13 protein-coding genes are annotated in these 13,686 nt (G+C 67.7%); 6 read left to right on the forward strand and 7 right to left on the reverse strand.

The window, feature by feature from the left end; genetic code table 11:
* Positions 1-17: 17 nt before the first annotated feature.
* The gene (locus tag ACXU4B_RS01685; protein WP_240733984.1) at positions 18-1,034 is read left to right on the forward strand and encodes an alpha/beta hydrolase; all 1,017 of its coding nucleotides are present in this window, start codon (positions 18-20) and stop codon (positions 1,032-1,034) included.
* Between the two features lie 15 nt (positions 1,035-1,049).
* Here ACXU4B_RS01685 and ACXU4B_RS01690 read toward each other — a convergent pair whose 3' ends face one another.
* Both ACXU4B_RS01690 and ACXU4B_RS01695 read right to left on the reverse strand, forming a co-directional pair.
* Positions 1,050-1,961, reverse strand: a complete 912-nt coding sequence (locus tag ACXU4B_RS01690; RefSeq protein WP_131407170.1) for a C40 family peptidase — start codon at positions 1,959-1,961, stop codon at positions 1,050-1,052.
* A gap of 15 nt (positions 1,962-1,976) precedes the next feature.
* The gene (locus ACXU4B_RS01695) at positions 1,977-3,686 is read right to left on the reverse strand and encodes a sensor domain-containing diguanylate cyclase (protein ID WP_165583118.1); all 1,710 of its coding nucleotides are present in this window, start codon (positions 3,684-3,686) and stop codon (positions 1,977-1,979) included.
* Between the two features lie 228 nt (positions 3,687-3,914).
* On the opposite strand from ACXU4B_RS01695, the gene ACXU4B_RS01700 reads away from it, so the two are divergent.
* Entirely contained in the window at positions 3,915-5,213 is a 1,299-nt protein-coding gene (locus ACXU4B_RS01700) for an MFS transporter (protein WP_131407174.1), read from the forward strand.
* An 8-nt stretch (positions 5,214-5,221) separates the two neighbouring features.
* Here ACXU4B_RS01700 and ACXU4B_RS01705 read toward each other — a convergent pair whose 3' ends face one another.
* Positions 5,222-6,496: an alkaline phosphatase family protein gene (locus ACXU4B_RS01705; protein ID WP_131407176.1), complete on the reverse strand. Its 1,275-nt coding sequence runs from the start codon at positions 6,494-6,496 to the stop codon at positions 5,222-5,224.
* Positions 6,497-6,620: 124 nt separating this feature from the next.
* Here ACXU4B_RS01705 and ACXU4B_RS01710 point away from each other — a divergent pair, with 124 nt between their 5' ends.
* On the forward strand, positions 6,621-6,899 hold the full coding sequence (locus ACXU4B_RS01710) for a hypothetical protein (RefSeq protein WP_131407178.1): 279 nt from the start codon (positions 6,621-6,623) through the stop codon (positions 6,897-6,899).
* Positions 6,900-6,917: 18 nt separating this feature from the next.
* Here the strand turns inward: ACXU4B_RS01710 and ACXU4B_RS01715 are convergent, their stop codons facing one another.
* The 3 genes from ACXU4B_RS01715 to ACXU4B_RS01725 form a co-directional block, all read right to left on the reverse strand.
* Entirely contained in the window at positions 6,918-7,448 is a 531-nt protein-coding gene (locus ACXU4B_RS01715; RefSeq protein WP_131407180.1) for a methylated-DNA--[protein]-cysteine S-methyltransferase, read from the reverse strand.
* On the reverse strand, positions 7,445-8,947 hold the full coding sequence (locus tag ACXU4B_RS01720) for a DNA-3-methyladenine glycosylase 2 family protein (RefSeq protein ID WP_131407182.1): 1,503 nt from the start codon (positions 8,945-8,947) through the stop codon (positions 7,445-7,447). Before ACXU4B_RS01720 ends, ACXU4B_RS01715 begins: the two co-directional genes overlap by 4 nt.
* Before the next feature lie 83 nt (positions 8,948-9,030).
* Complete coding sequence (locus tag ACXU4B_RS01725) at positions 9,031-9,597, reverse strand: hypothetical protein (protein WP_131407184.1); 567 nt, start codon at positions 9,595-9,597, stop codon at positions 9,031-9,033.
* Between the two features lie 196 nt (positions 9,598-9,793).
* Between ACXU4B_RS01725 and hutU the strand changes: the two genes are divergently transcribed.
* Positions 9,794-11,464 (forward strand): urocanate hydratase, encoded by a 1,671-nt coding sequence (gene hutU / locus ACXU4B_RS01730; RefSeq protein ID WP_131407186.1) that lies wholly within the window; start codon positions 9,794-9,796, stop codon positions 11,462-11,464.
* A 115-nt stretch (positions 11,465-11,579) separates the two neighbouring features.
* Here the strand turns inward: hutU and ACXU4B_RS01735 are convergent, their stop codons facing one another.
* Positions 11,580-12,326, reverse strand: coding sequence for a glucose 1-dehydrogenase (locus ACXU4B_RS01735; RefSeq protein WP_131407188.1), 747 nt, complete (start codon positions 12,324-12,326; stop codon positions 11,580-11,582).
* Between the two features lie 103 nt (positions 12,327-12,429).
* On the opposite strand from ACXU4B_RS01735, the gene ACXU4B_RS01740 reads away from it, so the two are divergent.
* Both ACXU4B_RS01740 and ACXU4B_RS01745 read left to right on the forward strand, forming a co-directional pair.
* Complete coding sequence (locus tag ACXU4B_RS01740) at positions 12,430-12,801, forward strand: ArsR/SmtB family transcription factor (RefSeq protein ID WP_131407190.1); 372 nt, start codon at positions 12,430-12,432, stop codon at positions 12,799-12,801.
* A 201-nt stretch (positions 12,802-13,002) separates the two neighbouring features.
* Positions 13,003-13,389 carry an MAPEG family protein gene (locus tag ACXU4B_RS01745; protein ID WP_131407192.1) on the forward strand — a complete coding sequence of 129 codons (387 nt, stop codon included), beginning with the start codon at positions 13,003-13,005 and terminating at the stop codon, positions 13,387-13,389.
* Positions 13,390-13,686 lie beyond the last annotated feature (297 nt).

Consider the following 13,686-nt stretch of genomic DNA (forward strand, 5'->3'; position numbering starts at 1 on the left):
TGACGATGGGGAAGTGCATGTGGAGAACGTGGCGGCGACTTTTCGTGCTGGTGGTGTTGCTGATGGGCATGCACGAGGCCGTCGCGGCGGAGGCCATGCCTTCCGCCGATGGCATCGAAGTGAGCCGGCTCGCGTTGGATGCGCAGGCGTTTGCGCCGCAGCAGATCACCGTCACTGTTTACCTGCCGCCAGGTTATGCCGGGCACGATGCAACATCCCGACGCTATCCGGTGCTCTATGCGAACGACGGGCAGGACATGGCCGCGGTCGGCCTGCGGGCGACGCTGGCGGATCTCTACCGGGCGCACGCCATCGAGCCCGTGATCGTGGTAGCCATCGACATGCTGGCCGATCGTGCTTCCGGTTACGGCCTCTCCGACCGCGACGCGAAGCGCAGCGTGGTCGGTGATTCGCGCATCGGGCCGATCGGTAGCCGGGCCTACGAGTATTCCGAATGGGTGGCCACGCAGCTGGTCCCGTACATCGACTCGCATTACCGCACGCGTGCGACGGCGGCCGGCCGCACCATGCTGGGCTGGTCGCTGGGCGGGCTCAACGCGTTCAACCTCGGCTGGCGCTATCCGGACGTGTTCGGGCGGGTGGGCGCGTTCTCGCCGTCGTTCTGGCTGGCCGCCGACCGCAGCGATGCGCAGGCGGTCGAACGCACGCGGCTGGCCCAGGCGATGGTGAGCGACGCGGCGAAGCGCGAGCCGGTGCGCTTCTGGTTTTCCGTGGGCGGGCGCGAGGAAACCAACGATCGCAATGCCAACGGCATCATCGATGCCGTCGAGGATACCCAGGACCTGGTGGCCGGCTATCGTCGGCCGGACGGAACGCATGGGCGCGGGCTGCGCGACCTCGGCTATCGCGTGGACATGGACTATGCCCGTCACCCTTCACGCGCCGCCGAGGTGGCGTTCTATCTGTTGCCCGATGGCGAGCACAACCAGGCCAGCTGGAAGCGCATGCTGCCGCCGTTCCTGGCCTGGGCCTACGGAATCCACGGCAGTGGCGCGTTGGCGCGCCAGCCGTGAGCGCGCGCCGTCGCCTCAGGCGCTGGCCATGGCCATGCGCCCGACCTTCATCAGCCCGCTGCTGAATTCGAGGTCGGCCGGCAGCACGGTCTTGGGGTTGGGCGCGGGATAGAACGACGCCGCGGCCGCATTGGCCTGGAACCGGGCATGCGCCGGCGTGTCGATGCCCAGCTGCGCGCGCGCCTGTTGCAGGCATCGCTCGAGATCGGCGTCGTCGGGCACGTCGGCCATCGCCGCTGCGGCCACGTCGTGCATGCCGTGCATGGGCGCGGCGAGCAGGGCGATTTCGCTGGCGATGCTCGGCTTGCGATCGGCGCGGCGCAGGTCGTCGAGGCATTCGTGCGCCAGTGCCAGCACGTCGATGTCCGGCACCGGGGTGTGCTGTCGCGAGCGGGTGACGATGGGCAGGCGCAAGGCATGCCTGGGCGCGGTGGCCGCTTCGTCGAAGCCGCGATAGACCAGCTCGCTGCAGACGACCTTGCCCGGATCGTTCTCGACCACCAGGTCGAGCGCCATGCGGATCACGCGGCGCAAGTCGCGGCTGCCGGGGATCTTGTTGCGCACCGCGCACACCACGCCGAGCACGAACAGCGAGGTCATCGGGTAAGGCCGGCCAAGGTACGGGACCAGTGCATCGCGCAGCAGGCCCGGCATGGTGGCGCCATCCGGCTGCTGCAGTCGCGATGGCCGGAACACGTCGATGTAGTGGAAGTCGGCGACCATGGTCGCGCGCTGCGCCAGTGGCGCATGCCGCACGCCGCTCGCCGCCGCCTCGATCAGGCGGGTGTCGTCGAACACCACCGCCGCATGGCTATAGCTGCTGTCGCCGACCCAGGCGATCAGCCGGGAAAGTTCGCCGCGGCCCATGTGCAGCAGCACGTCACCGGGTACCAGGTCCTGCGGATTGAGCACATGCAGTGTATCCACAGGGTTCCTTGGGGGTCAGGTGCCGGTAGCGGCGAGTTGGGCATGGGCGACGATGCGGTTGCGGCCATCGGTCTTGGCGCGATACAGGGCGGCATCGGCGCGGGCGAGCAGTTCGTCTGCGGTGTCGGCAAGCCCGTCCAGGCTCGCCACGCCCATGCTCACGGTGGTCTGCAGCGAACAGCCACGGGAGTGGATGTGCAGGGCTTCGATGCGCAGGCGGATGCGCTCGCCGATGGCCATGGCGTTGTCGTGGGTGGCGCCGGGCAGGCCTACCACGAACTCCTCGCCGCCGTAGCGGCCCAGCCAGTCGCTCGGGCGAAGCTCGTCGGCGATCGCCACCACCACGGCGCGCAGGCAGGCATCGCCCACCGGATGGCCGTAGCGGTCGTTGATGGATTTGAAGTGGTCCATGTCCAGGAACAGCAGCGCCAGCGGCTCGCGTTGCAGGCGCGCATCGGCAATGGCCGAGTGCAGCCGGCGCACCAGCGCGCGACGGTTGAGCACGCCGGTGAGCGCGTCGTGGTCCGCCAGGTGGTGCGCCATGTCGCGCTCGCGCCGCGCGCGCAGCGACAGGTCGGCCAGGCCGATGGTGACCACGATGCTGGAAAACGCCATGGTGAACGGGAAGCCATATTCGAGCCAGCGCGGCTGGTCGAGCGCGAGCAGCACCTGGCTGACGCGCAGGAAGGTGAGCACGACCTGCGGCATCCATGCGATCAGGAAGAACCGCGCCTGGCGACCATGGCGCGCGACGGCGAGCATCACCGTGCCCAGCGCCCACAGCGACGAAATCATGAACCACAGGTTGAACGCGCTGGCCAGCGCGTGCACGCGCTCGGCAAACGGCAGGCACAACAGCGGCGCGGCAACCACGAACGGCCAGCGCATCCATCCGAGCACGCGGGCGGCGGACGGCGTGATCTGGCGCAGGTCGCAGAATTCCAGGATGAAGGAGATCGACAGCGGCGCGCTCAGGGCCGCGAACAGCCACGGCGCATGGGTGCCCAGGGGCACCAGCAGGCGCGCGCCCGGCAGTTCGTAGAACTCGCCGCTGACCAGCATCTGGTACATCAGCTGGAAGCTGGCGTAGCCGATGAAATACATCAGCACGCGGTCGCGCAGGACCATCCACAGGCACAGCGCGGCCAGGATCATGGTGACCTGCACGCTGGCGAACAGCGTCGTCCAGCGGACGTGGTTGAGATCGTCGGCCTGGTAGGTGGCCATGTCGGTGAGCGCGGGCCGGATCTGCCGCGTGAAGCTGTCCGCGGCGATCTGCACGTAGACCGGCTGGCCGGCACGCAGGTCGTGCGGCAGTTCCAGCGCCAGGTGATGCCGCGAGAAGCGCTGCGTCGGCCCGGTCCGGGCGAACCACAGTTGCTGCGGCCGGTACTCCGGCGGGGCATACACGGTGATGCGGATGTAGGTGGCGCCCGTGAAGTTCAGCACCGGCGAAGTCGGCGCGTTCCAGTCCGAACCGATGCTCAGCCGATACCAGCGCTGTGCCTCGACCGCATTGGGGGTGTAGGGCGAGAGCGCAGGGAGGAACGACTTGTCCATGGCGCCGTGCACGACCTGGTCGGCCGTGGGCGCCGGCTTCACCGCGGGCAGCGCGGCAATCTGCAGGGGCGGGTGGTACGCGGCCATGGCCGAGGCATGCCCTGCCAGCGCATAAAGCGCGGCGAACAGGCATGCGACGAAAACCACCACGGGTTCGCGAAACACAGTTTCCCCTTTTCCGGCCCCCTGTAGCCGGTGCATGAGATCAGCCGTTTCCCCGGATGACCTCCCGTTGTGCACTATGTATCACGTTCGCCGGTCGGCATGGCGCCTGCGGGCGAATTTCAGCGTGCTGGAAACTGCCATCCAAACAGTCGTTTGAGCCATTCCTCGATCGCTGCGTCGGCTGGTCCTATGCTTGTCGCCTGGTGGCATGGGCAAGGCGGCAGGCGAATGGGCAGGCAGGGCGACGTGGAAAGTGTGTCCCGGTCGGGGCATCGGCCGGGTTCGCCGGAACTTGAACCGTCCCCCTATATCCGCCACGGCACGCCGGTGTTCCGCCGCACCAACCTGGCCTTGTTTGCCGCGGGCGTGGCCACGTTCGGGTTGCTCTATTGCACCCAGCCCCTGATGCCCGAGTTCAGCCGGGTCTATGGCGTGAGCGCCGCCACCGCGGCGCTGTCGCTGTCACTGACCACCGGCGTGCTGGCCTTTGCCATGCTGTTCGCCGGCGGCGTTTCCGACGCCCTGGGCCGCAAGTCGGTGATGACGGCGTCGCTGTTGTCGTCGGCGGTGCTGGTGCTGCTGACGGCGCTGGTGCCCGACTGGCACATGCTGCTGGTCCTGCGCGCGCTGCTCGGGCTGACCCTCAGTGGCCTGCCGGCCGTGGCGATGACCTATCTCAGCGAGGAGATGCATCCGGAGTCGATAGGGCTGGGCATGGGGCTGTATATCAGCGGCAATGCCATCGGTGGCATGGGTGGCCGCCTGGTGGCCGGTGTACTGGCCGACTTCGCGGGCTGGCGCATCGGTGTCGCCGCGGTGGGCATGATCGGACTCGTATCGGGCGTGATCTTCTGGCTCAGCCTGCCGCCTTCGCGGCACCACGTGCGCCATCCGCTGCACCTGGGCGCGCTGCTCGGGCGCTTCACCCTCACGTTCCGCGATGCCGGCCTGCCGTGGCTGTTCGCCGAGGGCTTCCTGCTGCTGGGCGCGTTCGTCACGATCTACAACTACATCGGCTACCACCTGCTGGCACCGCCGTATGGCCTGAGCCAGGCCGCGGTCGGCGGCATCTTCAGCGTGTACCTCATCGGTACCTTCAGCTCGGCCTGGATGGGCCATCTGGCCGGCAAGCTGGGCCGGCGCAAGGTGCTGTGGACGGCGTTCGCACTGATGCTGCTGGGCGTGGGCCTCAGCATGACGCGCCCGCTGGCGCTCATCATCCTGGGCATCGTGGCGATCACGTTCGGTTTCTTCGGCGGACACTCCATCGCCAGCAGCTGGGTCGGGCGTCGCGCCGGCATCGCCAAGGCGCAGGCGTCCTCCATGTACCTGTTCTCGTACTACATGGGGTCGAGCCTGGCCGGCGCGGGTGGTGGCCTGTTCTACGCATCGTACGGATGGAGCGGCGTCGCGCTGTTCGTCGCGGCGCTGGTGGTGGCGGGCCTGCTGGTCGCCTGGCACCTCTACCATCTGCCGCCGCTGCCGGGCCCGCCGTCGCCCGGCACCGAGCCACCCATCCCGCAGTGAGGCGCCGCTTACTGCGCTTCCGGTTTCAGCATGTCCTTCACCGCCTGGTAGTCGCCATCGTTGGCGGCAGCGGGCAGGTCGAGCAGGTGCGCCATCAGCGGATAGACGTCCACGTTCGGGAACGACGGCAGCATGGCGCCCTGGCGGAACGCCGGGCCGTGCGCCACGAACAAGGCCTGCATCTGCGGCGCTGCATTGTCGTAACCGTGTTCGCCCAGGCTGAGATTGCCGTTCTTCTTCGCCACGTAGCCCGAGGTGGTGATGCGCCAGCCCACGTCGGCCAGGCACAGCAACTGCGGTACGCGCGCATTGCTGCCGTAGAGCAGGCGCGCCGGCACGCGCGTCTTGTCCCAGCACGTCATGTGCCGCTGGGGCCTTTCCAGCTGCTGCTCGATCTTCGCGAAGTCGTGGCCCGGCGTGGGGTTCATGCCGGCGAGCACGCCGAGGCTGACCAGTTCCACGCGCGTCAGCGGAATCACCTTGTCCAGCATCACGCTGTTGTTGGGGGGCACCGACGCCATGCCGTGGTCGGACAGCACGATCAGGTTGATGCGGTCGAGCAGCTGGCGCTGCGCGAGGCCCTGCACCAGGCGCGCGAGGGCGGCGTCGGTATCGCGCAAGGCCTGTTCGACCTGCGCCGAATCCGGCCCATAGGTATGGCCGGCGTGATCGACGTCGTCGAAATACAGGGTGAGGAAGCTCGGCCGCTCGCCGGCCGGCAGGTCCAGCCACGCCAGCACCTGGTCCACGCGCTGCGCGGGCGTGACGTTGCCGTCGTACGGTTTCCAGAAATCCGGGTGCCGGCCGCGGATATCCGCTTCGGAGCCCGGCCAGAACATGGTGGCGCTCCTGAGGCCATGGTGGCCCGCGGTCTCCCACAGCGGCGTGCCCTGGTTCCACCAGCGGCCATCGCTCACCGCGTTGCGATCGCCGAGCGAGAATCGTCCCAGTGCCGGATCGAGCATGGTGTTGTTGACGATGCCATGGTGATCCGGGCGCAGGCCGGTGACGATGGAATAGTGGTTCGGAAACGTCAGCGAAGGAAACGATGGCTGCATGCCGGTCGCACGCACGCCTTCCTTCGCCAGGCCGGTCAGCGTCGGGCTGAGTCCACGCTCGATATAGTCCGCGCGATAGCCATCGATGGAGATCAGCAGCAGCGGCGTGGGGGCCGGTTTCGCCGTGGGAGCGGTGGACGCGGCCGGTGTTGGCGTGGGTTGGGTGGCACAACCCGCACTGAACGCGACCAACGAACAGAGCAGCAGGCGAAACAGGAATTTCATGCAGGGGCCCGTACGATCGACTTTAGTGAAGCCCGCATGATCGCGTAGTCATATGACTGTTGCACCCCCCATCTCCCACTTGACATGGCTCGTGCTTCTCGCTGCGTCTGGTGCGGTTCACGCTGTGCCGACGCAGCCGCTCGCCGCGCCGGCAAGCGCGGGCTCCGCAGCGAGTGTCGATGCGTCGAACGCCCGGGTCAGCGCACGGCCGGGCAACCAGCAGCCGGCAACGGCGCGAACGCTTGCGCGTCCGGCGGCCGCCGCTACGCAGGCACCGCAGGCAGAGGCCACACCGCAGGCGGACAAGGCACGCATCGCCGATCGCCATCAGCTGCGCCAGCGCAGTGCGATCGACGCGTACCAGAACGCGCTGACGCCGCCGCCTGCGGGCAACGGGCACTAGTTACCCGTCCGCCGGATCTCAGCGCGCGCGCTGCTCGACCCCGAACAGGTCGCCCAGAGCCACGCGGCTCTCCAGTGACAACAGGAAGCGCTTGGTCGGCAGGCCGCCGCCGAAGCCGGTGAGGCTGCCGTCGCTGCCGATCACGCGATGACAGGGCAGCACGATCGGCAACGGATTGCGTCCATTCGCGGCGCCGACCGCACGCACGGCGGCGGGTTGCCCGATGCGCCTGGCCAACTCGCCGTAGCTGATGGTGGCGCCATACGGAATGCGCGCCAGTTCCCACCAGACCTCCCGCTGGAATGGCGTGCCGATAGGGCGCAACGGCAAGTCGAACTGTTCACGCGTGCCCGCGAAATATTCCTCCAGCTGCTGCCGCGCGCGTGCCAGCGGCTCCGCGGCGTGACGCCAGTGGGGTGGCTGCAGCTGGCGGTGCCGGCCATGCGGGAACCAGATCTCGCGCAGGCATTCATCATCAGCGACGAGCCGGAGCACGCCCACGGGACTCGCCCATTCGTCGTACCAGAGCGTGTTCGCGTCGGTCGTCATGCGCGCGGCTTCCTCGGTGTCGTGGCTGCCGCCTGGCTCGCGCTACGCCACAAGTGCATCACGGTATAGGCGCGCCAGGGACGCCAGGCCTCGGCCAGCGCAAGCAGCGCCTTCGTCGACAGCTCCGCGCCCCCCTGGGCCGCCGCGCGGCGCAGGATCAGGTCCGCGGCGGGAAACGCGTCCGGATGACTCAGCGCGCGCATCGCCATGTAGTGCGCCGTCCACTCGCCGATGCCGGGCAGCGCCACCCAGTGCGCGACGAATTCATCGAGTGGCTGCTCGCTGCGAAAATCGATGCGGCCGTCCAGCAGCGCCCGCGCCACGCCGCGAACCGTCGCGGCACGCGCGGTGGTCAGGCCCACCTCGCGCAGGTCGACGTCAACCAGTGCCTCGGGTCCCGGGAACAGCCGCTCCAGTCCCGGCACCGGCGACGCCGCCACGGGCGTTCCATAACGCTGCACGATGCGCGTGGCGAGCGTACGCGCGGCGGCCACGCTCACCTGCTGGCCTAGAATCGCGCGCACGGCGATCTCGAAGCCATCCCAGCCACCCGGCAACCGCAGGCCGGGCCACTTGCGCAGCAACGGCCGGAGCACGGGGCTTTCGCGCAGCGCATCGCCGATCGATTGCGGGTTCGCATCCAGGTCGAACATGCGCCGCAGGCGCGCCACCAGGTGAAGCATCTGCGCCGGTTGCGGGCAATGCAGTTGCAGGCGCAGTGCATGCTCGCCGCCCGGCCATTCGCTCAGATGCAGCCAGCCCGGCGTGTCGGCGGCGCCGAATACGCGTGCGTAGCTGTGCTCGTCCACCACTTCCACGCCCGGCAATGCGCGGCCGCGCAGAAACGCGAGGATCGCGGCGAAGTCATACGGCGGACGATACGCAAGCTTCAGCGTGATCGCGTTGCCCGGCGTCGCCCGCGGATGCCGCCGCAACTCGCGTGGCGGCATCCGGTTTGCCTGCAGGAACGCCGCGTTGAAGCGGCGGATGCTGCGAAAGCCGGACGCCAGCGCAACCTGCGTGACCGGCAACGCGGTCTCCGTGAGCAACTGCTTCGCAAACAGCAGCCGGCGCGTCGTGTGCACGCTCATCGGCGGAGCGCCAAGGCGTTCCACAAACAGGCGGCGCAGTTGGCGCGAGCCGACGCCGACACGCTCGGCCATCGCGTCCATCGACAAGTCGTCCAGCGCGCCGCCTTCCATCAGCTTCAGCGTCCGCGCAATCACGTGGTCGCCGCGTTGCCACGCGTCGTTGCCGGGCGAGAGCTCCGGCCGGCAACGCAGGCACGGACGAAAGCCCGCCGCTTCGGCGGCCGCGGCGCTCGCGTAATAGCGCACGTTGTGCGGTTTCGGCGCCGGCGCGGGACACATCGGGCGGCAATAGATGCGCGTGCTGGTGACGGCGGTGAAGAACAGGCCGTCGAAGCGCGCATCCCGGCTCAGGCGCGCCTGCTCGCAGGCGCGCGGGTCGGGAAGCGGGTAGTCGTGGGCGTGGTCCATGGGTGCAGGCTAGCACTCATGCGGCCGCTCGACTCGCCGTTTTCGGACATCAATGCCCGGGCACGGAATCTGGCGAGATCCCGCTATTTGATGGGCGCCATCAGGTGCTGGTAAGGCGTGCCGGCCCACATCACATACGGCGCGCTGGTGTCCGGATCGGCGCTCTTCGGATAGGTGTCGTAGAACGACGCGTCCGCGCCGACCACCATCACGTGCGCGCCGGTCTTGATCCAGTGGTTGCTTGCCGTCGGTTGCGTCGCGTACGGGTCGGTATTGCTCGCATCCGTGCCGCCCTCCAGCATGTACATCAGGCCGATCTTGCCCGCCGGCGGCGGCTTGTGCGCCATCCAGGCCGACGCCCATTCCAGCGCGTTCTTGTCCATGCACATCGGGTCGGGGCCGGGCGTGGTGGGATTGTCCGGCATGCAGGTGAAACCGTTCTTGCCCTCGCGCAGCGTGCGCATCTTGCCCTGGGCATCGGCCACCACGACGGTGGCGTCCTTCGCCACGCCAGGCGGTGCCGCGCGCAGGGCGCTCGCGATCAGTTCCTTGTCGGATGGGGCCTTATCTGCCGCTTGCGCGCTCGCGCAGACGCCAAGCAGGACGACGACGGCCATGGCCAGTGGCCGGACCGGACAGTTCGCAGTCATGGAGGTTCTCCCATAAGGACACGGACGGCCGAGCCTGGATCCCCTCGGCAGTCTGGGCGGCACGGAAAAGCCGATCAATCGGCCAGATGGCGGAGTAGCTGCCGAGCGGCGGTCCTGCGCGGTTTGCCGCACTGCGGTTTGCGGGCGCCGGCCGAGGTCGCCACAATCGGGGTTTTCCCCGGCTGTGACGCTTTCCATGAACGCTCCGACCCGCATTGACACGACCCGAACCGTCCGCGCGCCGCGCGGGACCGAACTGAGCTGCAAGAGCTGGCTGACCGAAGCGCCGTTCCGCATGCTGCAGAACAACCTCGACCCCGAGGTGGCGGAAAACCCGGCCGAACTCGTCGTGTACGGCGGCATCGGGCGCGCGGCGCGCAATTGGGAGTGTTTCGACGCGATCCTGCGCGCACTGCGCGAGCTCAACGACAACGAGACGCTGCTGATCCAGTCCGGCAAGCCGGTCGGCGTATTTCCGACGCATGCGGATGCACCGCGCGTGCTGCTCGCCAATTCCAATCTCGTGCCGGCCTGGGCGAACTGGGAGCACTTCAACGAGCTCGATAAGAAGGGCCTGATGATGTACGGCCAGATGACGGCCGGCTCGTGGATCTACATCGGCTCGCAGGGCATCGTGCAGGGCACCTACGAGACGTTCGTCGAGATGGGCCGCCAGCACTACGGCGGCAACCTCAAGGGCAAGTGGATCCTCACCGCCGGCCTCGGCGGCATGGGTGGTGCGCAGCCGCTGGCGGCCACGCTGGCTGGCGCCTGTTCGCTCAACATCGAGTGCCAGCAGAAGAGCATCGATTTCCGCCTGAAGACGCGTTACGTGGACGAGCAGGCGACCGATCTGGACGACGCGCTCGCGCGCATCGCGAAGTACACCGCCGCCGGCGAGGCGAAGTCGATCGCGTTGCTCGGCAATGCGGCCGACGTGCTGCCGGAACTCGTGCGCCGCGGCGTGCGCCCGGATGCGGTCACCGACCAGACCAGCGCGCACGATCCGGTCAACGGCTACCTGCCGCAAGGCTGGACGGTGGAGCGGTGGTTCGAGCGGCGCAAGAGCGATCCGGCCGGCACCGCGAAGGCGGCCAAGCAGTCGATGAAGAAGCACGTGGAAGCGATGCTCGCGTTCCACGCGCAAGGCATTCCCACGTTCGACTACGGCAACAACATCCGCCAGATGGCGAAGGACGAAGGCTGCGCGAACGCGTTCGCGTTCCCGGGCTTCGTGCCTGCCTACGTGCGTTCGCTGTTCTGCCGCGGCGTCGGCCCGTTCCGCTGGGTGGCACTGTCCGGCGATCCGGAGGACATCTACAAGACCGACCAGAAGGTCAAGGAGCTTATCCCCGACGATCCGCACCTGCACCGCTGGCTCGACATGGCGAAGGAGCGCATCAGCTTCCAGGGCTTGCCGGCGCGCATCTGCTGGGTGGGCCTGGGCCTGCGCCACAAGCTCGGCCTCGCGTTCAACGAGATGGTGCGCAACGGTGAACTGAAGGCGCCGGTGGTGATCGGCCGCGACCACCTCGATTCCGGTTCGGTGGCGAGCCCGAACCGCGAGACCGAGGCGATGCGCGACGGCTCCGATGCGGTCAGCGACTGGCCGTTGTTGAATGCCATGCTCAACGTGGCCGGTGGTGCGACCTGGGTGTCGCTGCACCACGGCGGTGGCGTCGGCATGGGTTATTCGCAGCATTCGGGCGTGGTGATCGTCTGCGACGGTACCGAAGCGGCCGACCAGCGCATTGCACGCGTGCTGTGGAACGACCCGGGCACGGGCGTGATGCGTCATGCCGATGCCGGCTATGACATCGCCATCGAATGCGCGAAAGAGCAGGGCCTGAAGTTGCCGATGATCTGATGGCCGGGGCGTCCGCTGCCGGCAGGCGCCGGACGCCACCCGCCCGGGCCACGCCGTGGCATCGCCGGTGGGGTGCATGCCGTTGCGGCATGCACCCTTGCATCACCTGATCGAATCAGCGCAACCCGCCGCCTGCGAACAGATGCTCGCCGGTCAGCCAGTAGGAGTCATCGGAAGCGAGAAAGGTCACGATCGACGCGATGTCGTTCGGCTGGCCGATGCGACCGAGCGGCGTGGTCGACACGGCGTGAGCCTCGAAGTCGGAGCCGATGAAGCCCGCCGAATGGGTGCCTTCCGTTTCCACCATGCCCGGGTTCACCGCATTGACGCGGATCTTGCGCGGGCCAAGCTCCTGCGAGAGTACGCCGGTGATGGCGTCGACCGCGCCCTTGGTGCCCGTATACACCGCGCTGGTGGCCGGCACGATGCGGGTGACCAGCGAACCGATGTTGATGACGCTGGACCCTTCGCCAAGATGCCTGGCGGCGGCCTGCGTGACCAGCAGCAGGCCGAGCACATTGACGTTGAACTGCTTGTGGAAGTGCTCTTCGGTGATGTCGTCGAGGGCACCGAATTCATACACGCCGGAGTTGTTCACCAGCACGTCGAGGCGGCCGAACTGCTTGATCGCCGCATCGACGATGGCCTTCGCATCGGCGGCCTTTGAAACGTCGCCACCGGCAGCGACTGCCTTGCCGCCGTTCCTGGTGATGTCGGCGACGACCGCGTCGGCGCCGGCCTTGCTGGAAGCGTAGTTCACGACCACGGACGCGCCTTCGGCGGCCAGTGACCTGGCGATGGCGGCGCCGATGCCCTTGGAGGCACCGGTGACGAGGGCGACTTTACCTTTGAGCTTGCTCATGGCGATTTCCGCTAGTGGGGGAGGGACGATCGAGTTCTTGAATCCAATAGTTCGTAACATATGAACTTTAGAACTATTTATCAAGAGCTGCTAAAATGCGGCCATGCGACCCCTGACTCACCCATCGATCGACGACGTTACCGTGGAGGGCATCCTGCACGCGCTGTCCGATCCTGTCCGCGTGGCGATTTACGTGGAACTGGCCGGTTCGGGCGGTGCCCACTCGTGTTCCAGTTTCCTGCAGGTCAGCGACCGCAACATTCCGAAGTCTACGCTTTCACAGCATTTCCGCGCCCTGCGCGAGGCGGGCCTGATCCGCAGCGAACGCCGTGGCGTGGAGATGCACAACAGCTCGCGTTGCGGCGAACTCGAGCAGCGCTTTCCGGGCCTGATCGCCGCCATCATCAACGCGCATCGCGTGCAGTCCGCATCGCGTGCCCGCGCGGCCAGGCGCAAGCCGGCGAGCCGGGCCTAGCCTCGCTGGCCCCGAGCCGGCATTCGCGTTGTTGACCCCACACGCGGAGTCTTGCCCATGGTCCGGGCAGCCACGCTTCCCGTTGCAGTCGACGGTGCGCGCGCCCACCTGGCGTTGCGGCAGGGCGGTCCGGGGCGGGGCACGTTGGCGCTGCGTCGATACCGGGGCATGATGAGGACACTTCCCGAAGCGAGGTGTCACATGTCCGTCGAGCTGAAGATGCTGGTCTGGTCGATCGTGCTGGGGCTGCTGCATGTGCTGGTGGCGGCGACGTTTTCCACCATGCAACGTGGTCTGGCATGGCATGCGGGCAACCGCGAGAACCCACAGCCCCTGGTTGGCGTCGCGGCGCGCACGGATCGCGCCAGCCGCAACTTCCTCGAAACCTTCGTGTTCTTCGCTGCCGCCGTGTTGTCGGTGGTGCTGGCGCAACGCGGCAACGCGATGTCGGCGCTCGGTGCGCAGATCTATTTCTGGGCGCGCCTGGCCTACCTGCCGATCTATGCGATCGGCATTCCCTACGTGCGCACACTGGTCTGGGCGGCATCGCTGGCAGGTGTCGTCATGGTGCTCGCCGCGGTGTGCTGAGCACCGGGCGAGGGACGCGGCGGCCGGTGGCCCGGCCGCCGGTCGCTCGACGGCAAGCCCTTGCCACCTGGCTGCTGCGCGTCAATTTACTGGCGCGCGGCGGCTTTTTGGCGTCAGCGTGTTGTCCTGGCGGGACAGTCCCGGCCCAGAGACAGACACGTCTTTCATTTGTGTAATCACGTAATATCAATAAGTTAGAACGTAATTCTCCAGTTCACTGGCAGCATGGGTGTTCGCAACGCAGCCAGGGCATGACCACTATGCGGCTCCGGCGCCACGCGCCGGGCCGCCGGCAAG

The sequence above is a fragment of the Dyella soli genome (assembly GCF_054482295.1).

Bases quoted from the DNA above. Each gene is read 5' to 3' on its own strand.
- ACXU4B_RS01735 (WP_131407188.1), bottom strand. From the start codon at position 12,326: ATGAGCAAGCTCAAAGGTAAAGTCGCCCTCGTCACCGGTGCCTCCAAG.
- ACXU4B_RS01720 (WP_131407182.1), bottom strand. From the start codon at position 8,947: ATGGACCACGCCCACGACTACCCGCTTCCCGACCCGCGCGCCTGCGAG.
- ACXU4B_RS01725 (WP_131407184.1), bottom strand. From the start codon at position 9,597: ATGACTGCGAACTGTCCGGTCCGGCCACTGGCCATGGCCGTCGTCGTC.
- hutU (WP_131407186.1), top strand. From the start codon at position 9,794: ATGAACGCTCCGACCCGCATTGACACGACCCGAACCGTCCGCGCGCCG.
- ACXU4B_RS01715 (WP_131407180.1), bottom strand. From the start codon at position 7,448: ATGACGACCGACGCGAACACGCTCTGGTACGACGAATGGGCGAGTCCC.
- ACXU4B_RS01685 (WP_240733984.1), top strand. From the start codon at position 18: ATGTGGAGAACGTGGCGGCGACTTTTCGTGCTGGTGGTGTTGCTGATG.
- ACXU4B_RS01745 (WP_131407192.1), top strand. From the start codon at position 13,003: ATGTCCGTCGAGCTGAAGATGCTGGTCTGGTCGATCGTGCTGGGGCTG.
- ACXU4B_RS01700 (WP_131407174.1), top strand. From the start codon at position 3,915: ATGGGCAGGCAGGGCGACGTGGAAAGTGTGTCCCGGTCGGGGCATCGG.
- ACXU4B_RS01705 (WP_131407176.1), bottom strand. From the start codon at position 6,496: ATGAAATTCCTGTTTCGCCTGCTGCTCTGTTCGTTGGTCGCGTTCAGT.
- ACXU4B_RS01740 (WP_131407190.1), top strand. From the start codon at position 12,430: ATGCGACCCCTGACTCACCCATCGATCGACGACGTTACCGTGGAGGGC.